Source organism: Chryseobacterium salviniae, assembly GCF_035819015.1.
Classification (GTDB): Bacteria; Bacteroidota; Bacteroidia; order Flavobacteriales; family Weeksellaceae; genus Chryseobacterium; species Chryseobacterium salviniae.
Genome location: NZ_JAYLAA010000042.1, coordinates 50014 through 66581, shown reverse-complemented (window position 1 = coordinate 66581; position 16568 = coordinate 50014). Strand labels below are relative to the sequence as shown.

At 37.4% G+C, this 16568-nt stretch carries 16 protein-coding genes; 1 reads left to right on the top strand and 15 read right to left on the bottom strand.

Annotated elements, in window-relative coordinates; translation table 11 throughout:
• Positions 1-113 precede the first annotated feature (113 nt).
• Together SOP96_RS12675 and SOP96_RS12670 are read right to left on the bottom strand one after the other, a co-directional pair.
• Positions 114-602 (bottom strand): YkgJ family cysteine cluster protein, encoded by a 489-nt coding sequence (locus SOP96_RS12675; RefSeq protein WP_326321308.1) that lies wholly within the window; start codon positions 600-602, stop codon positions 114-116.
• Positions 603-1574 carry an ion channel gene (locus SOP96_RS12670; protein ID WP_326321307.1) on the bottom strand — a complete coding sequence of 324 codons (972 nt, stop codon included), beginning with the start codon at positions 1572-1574 and terminating at the stop codon, positions 603-605. It abuts the gene before it with no gap.
• Positions 1575-1724: 150 nt separating this feature from the next.
• On the opposite strand from SOP96_RS12670, the gene SOP96_RS12665 reads away from it, so the two are divergent.
• The gene (locus SOP96_RS12665) at positions 1725-2105 is read left to right on the top strand and encodes a group III truncated hemoglobin (protein ID WP_326321306.1); all 381 of its coding nucleotides are present in this window, start codon (positions 1725-1727) and stop codon (positions 2103-2105) included.
• A gap of 9 nt (positions 2106-2114) precedes the next feature.
• On the opposite strand, the gene SOP96_RS12660 is transcribed toward SOP96_RS12665, so the two are convergent.
• The 13 genes from SOP96_RS12660 to SOP96_RS12600 all read right to left on the bottom strand — a co-directional run bounded on the left by SOP96_RS12660 (position 2115) and on the right by SOP96_RS12600 (position 16547).
• Positions 2115-3185, bottom strand: a complete 1071-nt coding sequence (locus tag SOP96_RS12660; RefSeq protein WP_326321305.1) for a calcium:cation antiporter — start codon at positions 3183-3185, stop codon at positions 2115-2117.
• 64 nt (positions 3186-3249) lie between these two features.
• Positions 3250-3588, bottom strand: a complete 339-nt coding sequence (locus SOP96_RS12655) for a DUF6122 family protein (protein ID WP_326321304.1) — start codon at positions 3586-3588, stop codon at positions 3250-3252.
• 8 nt (positions 3589-3596) lie between these two features.
• Entirely contained in the window at positions 3597-4838 is a 1242-nt protein-coding gene (locus tag SOP96_RS12650) for a hypothetical protein (RefSeq protein ID WP_326321303.1), read from the bottom strand.
• A complete protein-coding gene (locus tag SOP96_RS12645; RefSeq protein ID WP_326321302.1) occupies positions 4838-6895 on the bottom strand; it encodes a hypothetical protein in 2058 nt (685 codons plus the stop codon). The genes SOP96_RS12650 and SOP96_RS12645 overlap by 1 nt, the downstream gene beginning before the upstream one ends.
• A gap of 14 nt (positions 6896-6909) precedes the next feature.
• On the bottom strand, positions 6910-7578 hold the full coding sequence (locus tag SOP96_RS12640) for a hypothetical protein (RefSeq protein ID WP_326321301.1): 669 nt from the start codon (positions 7576-7578) through the stop codon (positions 6910-6912).
• 17 nt (positions 7579-7595) lie between these two features.
• Entirely contained in the window at positions 7596-8312 is a 717-nt protein-coding gene (locus SOP96_RS12635; protein WP_326321300.1) for a DNA alkylation repair protein, read from the bottom strand.
• A 50-nt stretch (positions 8313-8362) separates the two neighbouring features.
• Positions 8363-9640, bottom strand: a complete 1278-nt coding sequence (locus SOP96_RS12630; RefSeq protein WP_326321299.1) for a cation:proton antiporter — start codon at positions 9638-9640, stop codon at positions 8363-8365.
• 21 nt (positions 9641-9661) lie between these two features.
• Entirely contained in the window at positions 9662-10297 is a 636-nt protein-coding gene (locus SOP96_RS12625; RefSeq protein ID WP_326321298.1) for a DUF4919 domain-containing protein, read from the bottom strand.
• Complete coding sequence (hflX, locus tag SOP96_RS12620) at positions 10297-11526, bottom strand: GTPase HflX (protein WP_326321297.1); 1230 nt, start codon at positions 11524-11526, stop codon at positions 10297-10299. The genes SOP96_RS12625 and hflX overlap by 1 nt, the downstream gene beginning before the upstream one ends.
• A 275-nt stretch (positions 11527-11801) precedes the next feature.
• Positions 11802-13220, bottom strand: coding sequence for a hypothetical protein (locus SOP96_RS12615; protein ID WP_326321296.1), 1419 nt, complete (start codon positions 13218-13220; stop codon positions 11802-11804).
• Between the two features lie 124 nt (positions 13221-13344).
• A complete protein-coding gene (locus SOP96_RS12610; RefSeq protein ID WP_326321295.1) occupies positions 13345-13677 on the bottom strand; it encodes a hypothetical protein in 333 nt (110 codons plus the stop codon).
• Positions 13678-13793: 116 nt separating this feature from the next.
• Positions 13794-15584: a metallophosphoesterase family protein gene (locus SOP96_RS12605; RefSeq protein WP_326321294.1), complete on the bottom strand. Its 1791-nt coding sequence runs from the start codon at positions 15582-15584 to the stop codon at positions 13794-13796.
• A gap of 507 nt (positions 15585-16091) precedes the next feature.
• Entirely contained in the window at positions 16092-16547 is a 456-nt protein-coding gene (locus tag SOP96_RS12600) for an META domain-containing protein (protein ID WP_326321293.1), read from the bottom strand.
• Between the last annotated feature and the right edge of the window lie 21 nt (positions 16548-16568).

Here is a 16568-nt window from a genome sequence, read left to right as displayed (position 1 = left end):
TTTATTTATTAAATGGTTGTTTAACTTAAACGTCATCATTTTGCCGAATATTATTCGCAAAGCCTTTATTTAACGTACTTTATAATTATTTAAGAATGATTTTGAATTATACATTATTTTGCTAAATTTTTCATAATTCGTTCCACGAACTCGTATGCAGCCGGGCAAATAAGGGTATTTTTCATCATAAGATTGTTGATCTGATAAATTTTCTTCCTGTCGGTATGCGGATACTCCCTACAGGCTTTCGGGCGTACTTCATAGATAGAACAGGTATTGTCGCTGTTTAAAAAAAAGCAGGGCAGTTGTTGCAGCACCTTGTCATTATCTTCATCCACACGAAGATATTTAGCTTCAAAATCAGCAGGTTTCATGCGAAGATGCTTCGCTATTCTTTCAATATCTTTTTCAGTATAAAGAGGTCCGGTGGTTTTGCAGCAGTTGGCGCACTGAAGACAGTCTGTCTTTTCAAAAACTTCATCATGGGTTTCCTGTACAACGTAATCAAGATTTTTCGGCGGCTTTTTCTTGATTCCATCGAGAAATTTTTTATGCTCTTTTTGCTTTTGTAAAGCCTGTTTCTTGTATAATTCTAAATTCATTTATCTTTTCTCTTCCTCAAATACGGGAAGATCTATCTGTTGATAATCGTTGATTTTATCCAGATTCAGTATTGTTGAAAGATTCTCCTGATCAGGATAGTACATCGGGATAAATTTGGCTCCGTACACAATTTCTTCCGAAATATAAGACGTGCGCTGCACCACCGTATTGGAAAATACTTCATCAAATGCACGGACATGAACAATGATTTCAATATCCGTATTTTTAAAATCTTCATCTGAAAACCCGAAAAACGGAGAGTCTTCATCAATTTCATGTACAACTGTCCAGTTCAAAGCCAGGGTATTGATCCTGCTGAGCCTTGTTTTCAGCGTATAAAAATTGCTTTTCTTCACACTGTTTTCGATCACTTCAATTGCTGCTGAAATGGTAACTTCGGCATCCGTTAAAGAATTGTTTTTATAGGGAGCAAGCCTGAACATTAACGCTGTCTTGTCCTTAAAAGGAGCAATCAGTGCAATATCTGAAAATTTCAGATATGCTCTCGGCCTGGAAAATCTTCCGTAAAAAAGTCCGGTTGCGATGGCAAAAGTAAGCAATCCGAGGAAAGCTTCAAAAGTAGCGACAAGACTCGCCATGAAACCAACCGGCGCAATTCTTCCGTATCCTACAGTAGTGAAGGTCTGGGAACTAAAGAAAAAAACATCGATAAATTCATTTACCGGATCACTTTTATCAATTCCCGTGAGGTGCTCTACCCCGATGAGGTAATAAATTAAAGCAAAAAATAAATTTACAGCAACATAGGCAATAACCAGGTAAGAAAGGAAATTAAAAGTCGACAGCTCCAGCATGGTGTGGTACCAGCTGAACCGGTTGAAAATATTAACGCCTTTCCTCCTCACATTCGGAAGGCCGTCTTTATTGATAAATCTTCCGGATGCGTTATCCCCAAAGCCGCTATTATCGGTATTCTTCTGGCGAATTTTTTGACTGAATTCTCTTGCCATGTATAATCATTTTGTTTTTTAATTCATTCAATCAGCAGATTGTTCATCACTTTTTATCAGAACCAACATGCAAAGATAGAATATTGTTTTCATGAAATTTATCAACCCTAACATTAAATTTCCGATTGAATTTTACCTTACTTTTGAAGTATGAAAAAACTGGAATCACGCGGAGATATAGAACATCTTGTAAACTCTTTTTATTCGAAGGTGACTAAGGATGAGATGATAAGCTTCTTCTTTACCGATATTGCCAAAGTAGACTGGGATAAACATTTACCTAAAATGTATGCTTTCTGGGAATCAGTATTATTCGGGCAGATGACATACAAAGGAAATCCTATGGGCGCACACTTTCCTATTAATGAAATCCAGGCAATGGAACAAAAGCATTTCGACCGCTGGCTTGAATTGTGGAAAGCTACCGTTGAGGAAAACTTCACCGGTGAAAATGCAGACATGGCTATTTATAAATCTGAGAATATCGCCAAACTGATGGCATTTAAAATGGCTCTTGCGAGAAGACTGTAGCCTGTAAACTTAAGGGACAATTACCGTAAAAATATATGCTGCAAGATTTACCAGAAGTACCGTTCCGTAAAGAATATTCGTTTTTCCACGGCTCAGCGAAAGCATAACAATAAAAACCGACAATGAAAGCAAAATAATATCTTTTTTGTCAAGACCCAAAACCAAAGGAATATCGTACATAATGCACACCACGGATACTGCCGGGATTGTAAGCCCGATGCTGGCCAGCGCAGAACCCAGCGCCAGATTAAGACTCGACTGGATCTGATTGCTCCTCGCTGCACGGATAGCAGCCATCCCTTCCGGCAATAAAACCATTCCGGCAATAATGACGCCCACCAGAGATTTCGGTGCCCCCAGACCCTGAACCATGCTTTCTATGGCAGAAGAAAGTCCTTTCGCCATCAACACAACAATAGCAAGACAGATCACAAGAAAAACAAAGCTTAACAACGTTTTTTGAAAAGACGGAATGTAGCTTTCTTGGGGATGCTCTTCCGGAGCGATAAAATAATTCCGGTGCCGTACCGTTTGTACCATCAGGAAAGTTCCATAAATCACAAGGCAGGCAATAGAAACGAAGATCAGCTGCGCCTGATTATAAAAAGGGCCATTGACACTTGAGGTAAAATTCGGGAGAACAAGCGTAAGGATTAAAATTGATACAATACTTACCAGATAGGTTGTCGCTGATGTTCTGGCAAAAAACTGCTCATAATATTTCACGCCACCTACCAAAATACAAATTCCGAGAATCCCGTTGAGAATCAGCATCACGGCTGCAAATACCGTATCTCTTGCGAGGGTAATCGCCTGATCTCCACCAGCCACCATGAGCGATATAATGAGCGCCACTTCAAGTATGGTAATACAGAGCGCAAGAATGATCGTTCCGAAAGGCTCTCCTACTTTATGGGCAACTACTTCCGCATGATGAACCGCAGAAAGCACGCTTCCCGTTAATAAAATTCCGGCAATCACATCAAAAACAACTCCGGTACCCATAAGCCCGGAGAAATAATATCCAACCGCAAGAATGGGGAAAATGTACGTATAATGTAAAAGATTTTTTATTTTCATAAACGTTTACAAAATACGAAAATTCTATGCTTTTTGAAATAATAACAGTGATATTAAGATTATTTTAATGAGGCCACCAATAAAAATCCTGAAGATCCGTAAGCATGTGAAACAGCAATCCAATGGCTACAATTCTTATATTTCCTTTAAAAAACAACATTAAAAAATACACTGCAATCGCATAATAAGAATGTAAAAAATGAAATCCCACGCTTGCCCGGTTCGGATCAAAAACAGGATTCGCAAAAAGATGATCCATATCAACAAGCATCGTTCCCAAAAGGATAAGATATGTTTTCTTCCAGGTTTTGCGGTAAAAAATCAAGGCAATACATACCGGAACTACAAAATGCAGAAAATAATGCACAAAGGTCCTGAAGAAAGCAAAATCTGAATATTCCATCTTTTAAATTAATTGTTTTTCCATCTGAGTATCAGCGGCAGGCTTTCTTTTTTGAATTGTAATCTTACATAGTATTCCTGCCCCCGGTTCCCGTAAAAAATATAGTCAAGATCTGAAATTATTCTCTTTTCTTTTAGGCTTAATAATTTTAAATTTGAAAATAATAATGTATTATTTCTAATAAAAATATAATTTTCATTTGACCTCACCGATGGCTTACTCATTTTTCTTTTGGAATAAATTTCAAGTCCGGCAGGCATTTTCTCAATGATATTCGGCTGAAAAGGAATGGCTGTAAACTGATTCTGCGCATTAACCCATTTCTTATTCTGAAAATACCTTAAAGCTTTTTCAGGGTTTTGAGTTTTTAATGAAATAATATAATCAGGCTGCACGATTTTCTGAATGGTTTTCTTTTCAATTTCATTAAAATCATCATCGTATGCATAAGTGATGATCGTATCATTTACCTGTTTCAGCAAGGCTGTTGCTTTCATGGAACTGATTTGAACAGAATCTGCAATATCCCCACTGAACATTGAAGTAATTGTTTCAATATTGCTCTTATTTAATTCTGTATCAATAAAATAATTGGTTTTCTCAAGTTGTGAAATAGCTGAAGAAAAATCTTCTTTTTGTGCGTTACTTATTTCAATATTATCAGAATTTAAACGTACAGGAAAATTCCGTATTGTATGGTTAAAAATGAATGAAATACTTCCCATTGACCCATTAATAAACTGATCCGAGCTGAAATTTGTTCTTTCAGACAAATCAGGGAACATTCGCTTTAAATTTTCAAAACCTGAATCCGAAGTTCCTGCAATACAATAATCGCCTTCTATTTTGATAAAGAAATGATCTTTTTTAAATATATTATTTCCTTTTTGCGTAAATCTGTTTTGCTTTATATAGGTAAGAAATTTTGCGGCATCTTTAAGTTCCAGTATACAATACCACTCGGAAAAACCGGTCTTTTCCAGATGGAAGATCTGTAAAAAATCGGGAACTTTCACTCCCGATTCTTTTATCGACATTATATTTTTGTCTTGTTTTTTTGATTCAAGCCATTCCGAAGGATGCTTAAGAAAACTTACCAGATATTGCCTGGCTGCTTTTTTAGTATCAACCAAAACCACTACATCTGCATTGTGTGGAATATATTTTAATTCTTTGTTCTGGTAATAGAGAAAAAAGTATCCGCAGACGAGAAGAGACAGCAATATAAAAGCAAATATTTTCTTCTTCATTACAGAACCGGCTGTTTTTTGTCGGCTTCATGCAGCTTGTACATTTCATCAAAAAGATTGAAGAAATACATCAGGCTGTTTTCAGAAGATCCTTTAATTGAATAATCGATTTCCGTCTGGATCGTATTTCCTTTAGCTTCCGATTTAAAATAAATATCGCCCACATTCTTTCTCACCATATCCAGCATTTTTCTTTCGGAACCGCTTTTGAATTCCTGTTCCAGCCCTGCTAAAAGCTTTTGGACATTGAATCTTCCCGACGCCGGATATTTTGTGGAATCTTTCATCCATTCTTTAGATATTTGTTTCTGATTTTCAACATGTAAACCATTTTCCGAGGTCATAACATACACAATTCCGTCATTTACGGTAAAGAAAAGTTTACCAATATAACCGGAATTGTGATCTTCTTTGAAAGAATACATATTTCCTTTTTTAGAAAAGTTCTTTGACGTTGTTTTATTGGTAGCAAGCAAATTAAAAATTCGGTTCCAGTATCCTTCATTTTCAGTAGCGAAAGCGAAAGTAAAATCCGGCACTGCAACTTCTTTTGTTTTCTTTATTTCTTTTTCGTTGTAGTCATCATCATAATCATACTCCGTATATTCTACGGTTTTAGGCTTCAGCTCATTGAGCACAAAGATTCCGTTTCCGGGTGCTATTTTAGAAATAGCTTCTTCATCCAGAACGATTTTCACCGTTTCCATAATCAGTTCGGTTTCTTTCTGATATTTGGAATTTCCGGCATTTTTCATCAATGCATACATCATATCGAAATATTTGCTTCCATCTAAGTTAATTGCATAATAACCAATGCTTTTATCGTTGATAAGCCGTGCAAGTTTCTTATTTTTACGCCCATTGTAGATTTCCGCATAGCTCTTCTGAACCTCGGCATTTTTATGCTGATAACTGTTCACCAATCTTACCTGAGCTTTATCAAAGTACAGATTATAGGACGAGTTGGAGTTGTAAGCAGAATTTAACAGGCTTCCAAATTCATACATTTTCATCATCCTCCCATAAATTCCGTTATTAACGAGACTTCCGTAGTCGGTATACACAAAAACATCTGCTGCTGCGTCCCTTGAAGCTGTCATTTCCGCAGGAATATCAAGCTCAAAATTAGAGTTAAAGTACTGATCGAAAGATTCTTCCGCAAGTTTTCTGTGCATCTTGAATTTTTCTGCTTTGAGGGAATCCATTTCTTTTTTAAAATCGTCATATTCAGGAATCTGTAAATCTTCCATATCCTCTTCCGGAGCAGGCATTGGATCTGTTTCTACAATAGGTTCTTCATATTCTTTATCCGTTGAACCTTTCTGTTCTTCCGGGTATTTGTGATATTTTTCCAGATACTTGATGTCTTTCTGAATCCTTTGAATTTCAGCGTTATTGTCTTTAATGCTTTCTTTTAAATATTTAATATCATCTTTCAGATATTGTATTTCTTCTTTATAATCGAAAGGTTTTTCCGGCTCTTCAACATAGTCGCCGTCTACCGCTACGCTGTCTGCCACAGCGGCAGCCACACTGTCAATGACGGTAGCAGCACTATCAGCAGCTATTTCGTCCCATTTGTCTTTATAAGGCTTTTCATAGGTTATCATTTTCAAAACAGCCCTGCTTCCGTTCCATGCTACGAAAATATCGTCATCCAGGCTTACATACGAATAGTTGTTTTTACGGGAATTTTCAAGTCCTTTTTTCTTGATGGAATTGATGAATTCCTGAAATTTTTCTTTGTTGTCCAGGATAAAATGTGCTGTATATGCCTTCACCGAATCATTGAAAGAAGCATAATGGTATTGTGTGGCATCGTATTTAATTCCTGTTTTGGAATAATCAGTCCAGGAAAGTTTTTCCTTGTTTTTTTTGGTTACTTCCTGAAGGAATGGGTTAAATTTTTCCCAATTGATCTTTTTATCCAGCTGTTTTCCGTTGATTTCCATGTAAAAGAGCACGTCTGCAGGCATTTTCATACGCTGTTGCGCAAAAACAAGGGAAATGAAGAATAATAAAAGAGTTACCTGTGTTTTTTGTAGTATAGATTTCATGGTGTATGATTGAATTATTGAAAGAGGATTGTATTTTGAAGTTGTTTTTTCTGAAGGATGAGGTCGATAATAGGGGCTTCCAGCTTCAGGGCTTTTCGGTTTGGAGAGAGTGAATAAGCTGTATTCGACTGAGTTTTTACCGTGTTTTCAAACTGCAGTATGGAAATATAGCGTGCATCATTAAAGATCTCTCTGTCTGCCTTGCTCATTTTAGCATAATCATTTTTAAACGTATTTACTTTATTCCTGATAAAAACGTTCTTTGCAAGATTCTGGGCATAAATCTGCGTAGGAATCATTTTACCGATAATGTTCTTGCTTTTAAGCTGCTCCAGCCCTGAATTAATATTTTCTATCTTTCTGAAATTACAGCTTAATTTTATGATGTAGTTATCAAAATCCATGGAGGTTTTTACATTGGAAATTCCGGGTGTTGCCTTAAAAATTTTAGCCGCTTCGCTGATCTTCGCTTCAATTTCAGCTTTTTTCGGAACTTTCTTTCCGTTGATGGTTTCCATTTTTGAGATGGAAGCCAGACTCGTTTTGCTTTTGCTTGCATTGAGTATCAGCATATACTCTCCGCTTCCGTCTGCTTTCACATTTACTTTATCTAAAATATCAAAACAGCTTGTGAGGATTAGCAGAGGCAAAATCACAAAGAGTATCTTTAAAATATTTTTCATTGATTGGTTTATTTTATTTAAATTCTTCCCTTCAGATAATCCTGACGGAGCGGTTCATCCAGTTTTTCAATGGCATATCGAAGACAGGTTCTTGGCATTTCTTTGTAATATCTGTTTAAATAAAGTATAAGTTCCTGTTTATCTTTTTGTCCCATTTCCCTAAGCATCCATCCATTTGCTTTATGCATCAGATCGTGTGTATGGCTTAAATTTTGTGTCACAAATTCTTTGGTAAGATCAAAGAAACCTTTTTTAATATAATGCATTGTTCCCACAACGGCTATTCTTTTGTGCCACATTTCTTCAGAACCCGAAAGGTTTCTTAAAATATCTTCTTTCTGATATTCAAAGCAGTATCTGCCCAGGATTTTATAACAGCTTGAATCTACAAGATCCCAGTTATTAATGTATTGCAGATGGCTCAGATAAAATGCTACAATTTCATTTTTTGTGTTTTCCTCTTTTGCTTTTTCGAATTTTAAAACCAGCATCAGCAAGGCTGTCAGACGGTGTTCATGATACCCGGAGGAAAGCAGTTTACTAAGATCCGTTAAAGAAACCTGGGCATAATATTCTCTGGCAACGGAACGCTGATCCGGAACGGTTACTCCCAAAAATAAATCTCCTTCACCATACTCCCCTTTCCCTGTTTTAAAAAATTTCGGGAAAAATTCTGCTTTTTCAGGAACAGACAAAACCGTTAATGCTTCCTGTATTTCTTTAACAATACTCATCTTTTGTGCTTATATTTTAATCTTACTTATACTACTACTCAGAAATTTAATTATTCTTCACTGACCATAATATTTTCAAGCTCCTCCTCTTCTTTGGCAATTTTGTTCGGATTTGCAAGTTTGCCAATCGTAAGTCCCTGAACAATAATAGAAAAAACAACCACACAATACGTAATGCTTAAAACAGCAGTACTATACTCATTCTTCGGAATGGAAAGTGCCAAAGCGATGGAAACCCCGCCACGGATTCCTCCCCACACCAAAATTTTTACTGTCTGCGGACTAAAAGTTCTTTTCATAAATCTTGTCGGGCCATAAATCGATACAACCCTTGCTCCCAATACAACAACAATTGCAACCAAACCGGGAATCATGAAATGACTTAAATCTTTAATCACCAAAAGCTCAAATCCGATAAAAAGAAATAATACGGCATTGAGTATTTCATCAATCAGTTCCCAGAATTTGATCAGATAATCCTGGGTAATGGATTTCATTTTAAATTTAACATTAAAATTACCCATAAACAGTCCTGCAGCAACCATTGTTAAGGGCCCGGAAATATGCATCTGCCGTGCGATGAGATACCCTCCCATCACCACAGACAGCGTTACCAGCACGGAAATAATGTAATCATCCACTTCGCGCATCAGTCGGGAAGTTATCCATCCCAATACCACGCCCAGCAATAATCCGCCTCCTGCTTCTTTAAGCAAAAGCAACCCGATGCTTTCAACGCCGAGATCTACTTCATTTCCGATAGCCAGTTGAAGAACAACCGTAAAAACTAATACGGCCATCCCATCATTAAATAAGGATTCTCCTGCTACTTTTGTTTCTAAAGATTTAGAAACGTTGGTCTGCTTTAGGATACTTAAAACCGCTACAGGGTCTGTTGGTGAAATAAGTGCTCCAAAAAGCAGACAATAAATGAAAGGAAGCTCTATTCCCAGAAACGGCAGGATATAAAACATCCCGAATCCCACCACAAAGGTGGATATCACAACACCTAAGGTCGAAAATATGATTACAGGACGCAGCTGTTCTTTAAGGTCGTCTATATTAATGTGAATTCCTCCTGCAAAGAGAAGGAAATTCAGCATGGCTCCCATAAGGACTTCTGTAAAATCAATGCCATTCATAAGATTATGAAGATGCCCGAAAGTTCTTGGCAGCACGGCCTTTCCAAATGATACCAAAAATATGGAAACAGCGATGGCAATTACCATAATCCCTATTGTACTCGGAAGTTTAAGGAATCTGTAATTCAGGTATGAAAATATGGATGCTAAAACGATTAAAGCTGAAAATGAATAATATAATTCCACTAAGCTGTTTTTCTATTAATTTTAAAAATCGATATAAAGTACTTTTATATAAACAATATTGTTATCTTTTTTCCATATGTCGACCATTCCTTCTTTTCCCGGCTTTGAAACCCTTGTATAATCCTGTCCGAGATTCAGGATATTCAGCAGAATATATTCATCTCCCACCGAATTAACGAGATATGCCGTATTTTCCGATTTCCCGTCACCGGAATGTCTGACTGCATCTGTCAAGGTACGAAACTGATTGAGGTGGTGCATAAAATTACTTCCATCCTTTTTAGAATCATAAGCCCTCAATAAAATGAGAAGAACATCCAAGTTGGTAGGATCTTTTTCGTAAAGGGCTTTTCCCTGTTTTATGCATTCATCAAAATTTCCATTTTTGAAGGCATCTGCCAAAGTTTTAAAATTTTCATCCGTTGTGGAGACAAGGTCATTTCTGAAGTTTCTTCCGTAATACAAATGTTGGGACTCTATCGAATCCAGAGATTTGGGATAGCCTTTATACTTGAAAATCATTTTCTCATAGTTGTAGGGGGACTTTCCGTTTTTAAGATTTTTTCCGATCGTTTTCAGATCAACCGCCGGTTTCGATTTCTGGCCAAAGCTGAAAACCGAAAACAAAAGCAATAAAAGCAAAACATGATTTTTCATTATGATGAAGGATTGTTTTCTTCCTCATCATTATCAAAATACTCGAAAAGGAAGTCGTTGTATGGAAATCTTGAGATGTGAATTTTCATTACCTCATCATAAATCATCTTTTTCATTTCAGGGAAATTCTCTTTTGTAAGCGCTGAAATAAATACGGTTGGATATTTTGATTTGGCCATCCAGGTATTTTTCCATTCTTCCAGGGATATATTTTTTCTTGTAGACGGCGTAAGATCATCTTCATCTTTTTTCTCATAGCTGAAATCATCAATTTTATTGAAAATCATAATCATCGGCTTTTGATGCGCATTGATTTCCATTAAAATCTGATTAACGGAATCAATATGATCTTCAAAACTTTCGTGAGAAATATCGACTACATGAATCAGAAGATCTGCTTCCCGCACTTCATCCAGGGTAGATTTGAACGATTCTACAAGCTGGGTAGGAAGTTTCCTGATGAATCCTACGGTATCGGTAAGCAGGAAAGGAAGATTCCCGATCACCACTTTCCTAACGGTGGTATCTAACGTGGCAAATAGTTTATTTTCAGCAAAAACTTCGGATTTTGAAAGCGCATTCATCAAAGTTGATTTTCCTACGTTGGTATATCCTACCAATGCAACGCGCACCACTTTCCCTCTGTTGTTTCTCTGGGTAGCCATCTGTTTATCGATAGTTTTCAGTTTGTCTTTCAGTAAGGAAATTCGGTCACGGATGATACGTCTGTCGGTTTCAATTTCCGTTTCCCCGGGACCCCTCATCCCTATTCCCCCTTTCTGACGTTCAAGGTGGGTCCACATTCTGGTTAGTCTCGGCAGCAAGTATTGATACTGCGCCAACTCTACCTGGGTTCTGGCGTATGACGTGGTAGCACGCTGGGCGAAAATATCAAGGATAAGGTTGGTTCTGTCTAATATTTTTACCTCCATTTCTCTTTCCAGGTTTTTAAGCTGGGACGGAGAAAGTTCGTCATCAAAAATGACGGTTCCTATTTCGAATTCTTTTACATAATCTCTGATTTCCTGTGCTTTACCGCTTCCTATAAATGTCTTGGAATCCGGCTGCGTTAGTTTCTGTGTAAAGCGTTTATCTACGGAGGCTCCTGCTGTGTACGCCAAAAACTCCAGCTCATCCATATATTCCTGAAGCTTATCCTCATCCTGATGCTGCGTAACAACACCTACCAATACGGCCTTCTCGTAATTGTGTTCTTTCTTTTCTAGCATTAAATTCTGTCTGTATTTGTGAGATTTACAAGATACCATTTTTAGTTAAAAAAACCAAGATGAATTTTTGTGGTATCACCATTCAACAGAATAAAGACCTATCAGGACTGTTTACAGTTAAAAGCCAATCTTATTATTTTGAAATTAAAGTATATACAAAGCGTATGACGGTATTTGCGAAAAGAAAAAGAGTATATTTCTGTTGCAATACCGCCATTACGATTTGTCATCAATCAAAATTTTTCGTAGAAATCTTTTGTGAATATGCTTATTTATTATAGTTTCTCAATAAAGAAAGTGATATTGCTGGCAACCGTCGGGCTGGTCATATTGGCATTGCACAGCATCGTAATACGATAAATTTCCCCGGTAACATGGAGTGTAACATATATGATTCCATAATCTCTGAAATTCGGATTAAAGCTATTGCCCCACCCAAGCCAATTATTTGCGGCAACCGTATCCGCTGTATAGGTTGATACTATGTCATTGGGAAGTCCTTGTCCGGTAAGCATTCCCCAAACGGTCATTTGAGTTGTAACAGAAGGGCTAAGTTCTATCGAATTGGGATCATTGGCAACATTATCGACCAATCCGCCGTAACGTACAGAAAGATTTCCGAATGTTGTTTTCGTTGCATTTTGCACTGCTGCATCTGTTGTATTGGGAATCGGGCTGATTACTTTTTTTAAATACTGAATCGGGCTTACACTTACATTATCTCCCATGGTTACATTACAGCTTTTTCCGAGGAAGTTTACCGGAACAGATATTGTAGTAGGAGATGAGAAGTTCGGTGTCCCTGATATTGAATAAGACACAGATCCGTTTCCGGCATTAAGTGTTCCGGCATTAAGCTTAAATGTAAGTCCGTTTTGCGTAAAGGATGCCGCTGTACCATAGCTTCCTCCGTTTCCTTCGGTATAAGGAACCGTGATGGTTCCGGTGTATGGAGTGCCGGAAACAAAAGTGGTTGGGAAAACTGATGCATTCACACAGTTAAGAGAAAGTATATTAGGATTGGTAGCACTGGAATTGTTAACAGCACGCCATTCTGTTCCCGTCCAGTACACAAACCCTATATAAGTCATCCCAGCAGCACCTGTGTTGTAAACCATAAGTCCCGTTGCCGGTGACGCAATAGTTGTCTGATCTGTTACATTTTGCAAAGCCACTCTCGGAATCAGTATTCCTTTATTACTAAATGTCATGTCCAGTGCAGCACTTGGATCCGGCGTAGCAGTTCCCAGCCCTACAGTACCGTCGTCTTTTACTATAACATCCGTTCCTGCTGCTCTTGTCGTACCGTTTGCTCTGTTCCCAAGCTTTACAAGATTATGGGTGGTATCATTTGTCCATGCATCGCTTGTTAGGTCTCCGGAAATTTTTTGCCATGCGGAACCATCAAAATAATAATACCCTTCCGCTGTAATATTGGCCGTTTTTGTACTCGGAGATGTTGCCGCTGCTGTGGCATAAACAATTGCTCCTTTTTGTGCGGTTCCGTATTGTGCATCTCCTGCCTGGATCTGATTCCCGGTAAGCCTTGGGGCAATTAAACCTTCGGGTTTACTGCCATCTGTGGTTTTTGCCGTAATGTCGAAAGTGGCACTTGGAGAGGGTGTATTAATCCCTACTTGTGCATGTATTGTAATAACTGAGAACAAAAATGTAATTATAAAAGTATTTTTCATATTGTGAGGTTTGTAATGTGACTGATGTGGCGCGAATAAATGTTTTAATTCGAAACAACCATATAATCACGGGATTATAAATTAATTTTGATAATTTTTGAATTGCTTTTAAAGAAGAGTTTTTCTACGGCGGGGCCCTGCTGAAGCCTTCGAAGATAAATTCGTATGATTTTGGCGGATAGATTTTTCTATCGTATTCGTCTTTACTTGAATGATTTATTGCTGAAAATATATGCGTAGCGGTAACAGTACTATCTTTACCGCCGAAAGATTTTTCCTTATCGGCTGATAAGGATATATAAAATAAATTTTCAGGGTAAAAATTGAAAAATTTTTCGTGAAAAAAAACCGGCAATTGTAAACAGCCTGAAAGAAACACCACATCTGCGTGAAAAAAACCCACATCAAAACGCAGGGAATTACAATTGTGTAACGTATTCATCATCAGTGTTTTCATCGTGTTTTTATTTAGTATAAAAAGTTATCAAACTTTCTTACACAACAAATATAAATAAATTATAGTTATAACAAGCAAATAATCCAACAAAAGGTGATAATTTTTTTCTACTGTTTTTATAATCTCATTAGCGTATTATTTTTTAGATTGATCTCATAATGATCCGCAGGATCTCCGCCGGAAAGAAGCGAAAGAATTTTAAAAACTTTCCTGAAAGTTACAGTAAGGGGATTTTGACCCTGATATGCTGAAAAAAGCTCTTCCAGAATCTTATATTGCTTGAGCCTTTCATAGGGTATATCTTTCCGGGCCAGCTCATCCGCCGACTGGAATTTGTACAGATCCAGCAGAAGATCTTCCATAGTCCACTCTTTGAAAAGTTCCGGTTTGATTCTTTTTTTCTTTATCTGCTCTTTATTTTGTATTAAAAAGAGAATATTTTCACCCGTGAAATTTTTTGTTTTTTCAATAAAATCTTCCGGCCAATCTTCCGGAATCAATCTTAGCCGCACCAACTCTTTAAGATGAAACAGCATAAAATCGTGATACGATTTTGATTTCAGGATATCCCTGTTCCAGATTGTTGTATTTCCAGAATTCTGCAAAGCGTTATATTCTGCTTCATACAGCGGGAACAATTCATTAAAATGCGGAACGTCATTCAAAACTTCTGTCTGTACTTCTATTTTCTCCGGAGTATGAATCGTAAGTATTTTATATGCCGGAATATAGGCCGCCAGTGAAGGAACCTGAACATTAACCAGCATTCTGCCATTAATATTCCGAATTCCGGTATCGTTAATATGCATGTGTCCCGCAAAATGAACCTGCAGACCGGCTTCTGCAAAAGCTTTTGCAACCTCTTCTTCCGGAACTCTTTCCATCTGCCATTTCTTTTCTCCCAACAGGCTTTTTAATTCCGCTGTTGCTCCGTCATTGAAATCAATCATGGGATAATGGGTAAATGCAATGACGGTTTTGCCATTGTTTTTTGCTTCGGCCATAGTTCTTTTGACCCAATCAATCAGATGCTTTTTATGGGTAAGTACATTATTGTAACCCACACTTGCACCCTTGTAATTTTCAGGGTCTTTTGAACTCCCGTTTAAATTCCGGGGAATATACGTATTGCCATCAATGGCCATCAGCCAAATTCCTTTAACAGGTTCTGCAACGTAACTAAGATCCGGAACAGGAAATCCTTCGGCTACATCGTATATCCTTTGGGTGTAATCTGCATCCTGCAACGCTTTTTCATAGGAATAATCTTTCGGTGAGTATTGGGTGAAAGGTGTTCCCCAAAACAGATCTTTCTTTTTAGGATAAAACCCGAAATCTTTCAATTCATTCAGAATTTCAAGATAGCCTGATTCTGCAATGTCTTTGGTGATTATTTTATGATTTGCCTTCCCGATGTTCTCTTTACTGTAAATACCGAGCGGATAACCATTTTGTCCCATAAAATCATCTTTTCCTCCCTCTTTTCGGAACGGGCCTACCGGATCGTGATTGCCGGTTGTCATGTAAAATTCAATTCCGTATTGCTGATGGTATTTGGAAAGGATTTGATGCAATCCCCGGAGGTTGTAGGCTTGTCCGTCATCCGAAAAATCGCCGGGCATGGCTACAATTTTAATTCCTTTTTGGGCAATATCATCCAACGCTTTCAGGAAGGCAAAATAGTTTTCATTAAAAATCCGGGTAGAATGCAGCTGCGCATCCATCGTCCGGAGAATCGTCGGCTTACCTGTTTTTGGATTGATAATTCCTTTAAAATCATGATCGGAAAAGCTTCCGTACAAATCCTGAAAATGTACATCTGAAAGAAAAGCAATCTGCACAGGCTTCTTCTGCGCCGAAAACAATGAAAAAGTAAAGATTAAAAATGAGAAAATTCCTTTGTGCATCTTAAAAAAGACGAAGATAAAGGAATATTTCAGGAATGATCTTAATGGAGTTTTAAATAATTGTGAAGCTTATCATTGTTCTCTATTAGTAATTCCCATTAAAAAAGACTCCGCTAAGATATTGTAGCGGAGTCGGTTTTTATAAAATGATGCCTAGAAATTATAGCTAAGTGATGACGGAAAACCAAATACAGGAATCTAAAACTCTTTGTAACTGAAATATTCCAGACCTTAATAAAACCGAACAGCTGACATCATTCGATCAGCTTTTTTTTGTTTAATTCTCAGTAAAAACAATAGAATATTGTAAACACGCCACAGATGTGGTATGATAAAATAGAACTCCCGAGGAGTTCTGGTACTGCAAGATGCTGATATTGTCTACACAGATATTGCTCCTTCGGTGCAAATTAAAATGATGATATCACACAGTATACCGGGAAATTATTATTGAAAACAGAATGTCTTAATAAGAGATTATCTAAACTTTTAAGACAACTTTCATTTTTAATCCCAGTCGGCTGCGATAAATTCCATCCGGTTTCCCTGATCGTCTGTAAGTGTCAAAGAGTGTCCTTTTACAGAATATGTCGTTATATTCCTGAACGCTTTGGAGAAATCCATTTCCAGTTTCATATCCTGACAGGCTTTAAGGGTAGAACCTATTTCTGACATTTTTACTTTGCCGTTATTCTTAAATTCGGAAGTAAAAAACATACTGTTGCAGCCCATGAAGGCACTTCCTTTAACTTTTCCGTTTTCTGCTTTTTCCGTAAGATTAATTGCTGCCTTTTTCGCAATCAGATCAGATTTAGAATATGATCCGAAAGCAGTAAGCATCCACTCCCTTTGAAGCTGGGAATTCTGGTCGGTGTTTTGCGATGTATTGCTGCTTACGGCATTACAATTCAGCAACATTCCTGAAAATAAAACACACCAAACCGATACGAATATTGTTTTCATAGCCACATGAAATCCAATTTC

What these genes read in the sequence shown, in the direction of transcription:
- SOP96_RS12635 (WP_326321300.1), bottom strand. Translation starts at nt 8,312, where the DNA reads ATGAGTATTGTTAAAGAAATACAGGAAGCATTAACGGTTTTGTCTGTT.
- SOP96_RS12655 (WP_326321304.1), bottom strand. Translation starts at nt 3,588, where the DNA reads ATGGAATATTCAGATTTTGCTTTCTTCAGGACCTTTGTGCATTATTTT.
- SOP96_RS12615 (WP_326321296.1), bottom strand. Translation starts at nt 13,220, where the DNA reads ATGAAAAATACTTTTATAATTACATTTTTGTTCTCAGTTATTACAATA.
- SOP96_RS12605 (WP_326321294.1), bottom strand. Translation starts at nt 15,584, where the DNA reads ATGCACAAAGGAATTTTCTCATTTTTAATCTTTACTTTTTCATTGTTT.
- SOP96_RS12675 (WP_326321308.1), bottom strand. Translation starts at nt 602, where the DNA reads ATGAATTTAGAATTATACAAGAAACAGGCTTTACAAAAGCAAAAAGAG.
- SOP96_RS12650 (WP_326321303.1), bottom strand. Translation starts at nt 4,838, where the DNA reads ATGAAGAAGAAAATATTTGCTTTTATATTGCTGTCTCTTCTCGTCTGC.
- SOP96_RS12640 (WP_326321301.1), bottom strand. Translation starts at nt 7,578, where the DNA reads ATGAAAAATATTTTAAAGATACTCTTTGTGATTTTGCCTCTGCTAATC.
- hflX (WP_326321297.1), bottom strand. Translation starts at nt 11,526, where the DNA reads ATGCTAGAAAAGAAAGAACACAATTACGAGAAGGCCGTATTGGTAGGT.
- SOP96_RS12600 (WP_326321293.1), bottom strand. Translation starts at nt 16,547, where the DNA reads ATGAAAACAATATTCGTATCGGTTTGGTGTGTTTTATTTTCAGGAATG.
- SOP96_RS12670 (WP_326321307.1), bottom strand. Translation starts at nt 1,574, where the DNA reads ATGGCAAGAGAATTCAGTCAAAAAATTCGCCAGAAGAATACCGATAAT.
- SOP96_RS12610 (WP_326321295.1), bottom strand. Translation starts at nt 13,677, where the DNA reads ATGAAAACACTGATGATGAATACGTTACACAATTGTAATTCCCTGCGT.
- SOP96_RS12625 (WP_326321298.1), bottom strand. Translation starts at nt 10,297, where the DNA reads ATGAAAAATCATGTTTTGCTTTTATTGCTTTTGTTTTCGGTTTTCAGC.
- SOP96_RS12660 (WP_326321305.1), bottom strand. Translation starts at nt 3,185, where the DNA reads ATGAAAATAAAAAATCTTTTACATTATACGTACATTTTCCCCATTCTT.
- SOP96_RS12645 (WP_326321302.1), bottom strand. Translation starts at nt 6,895, where the DNA reads ATGAAATCTATACTACAAAAAACACAGGTAACTCTTTTATTATTCTTC.
- SOP96_RS12665 (WP_326321306.1), top strand. Translation starts at nt 1,725, where the DNA reads ATGAAAAAACTGGAATCACGCGGAGATATAGAACATCTTGTAAACTCT.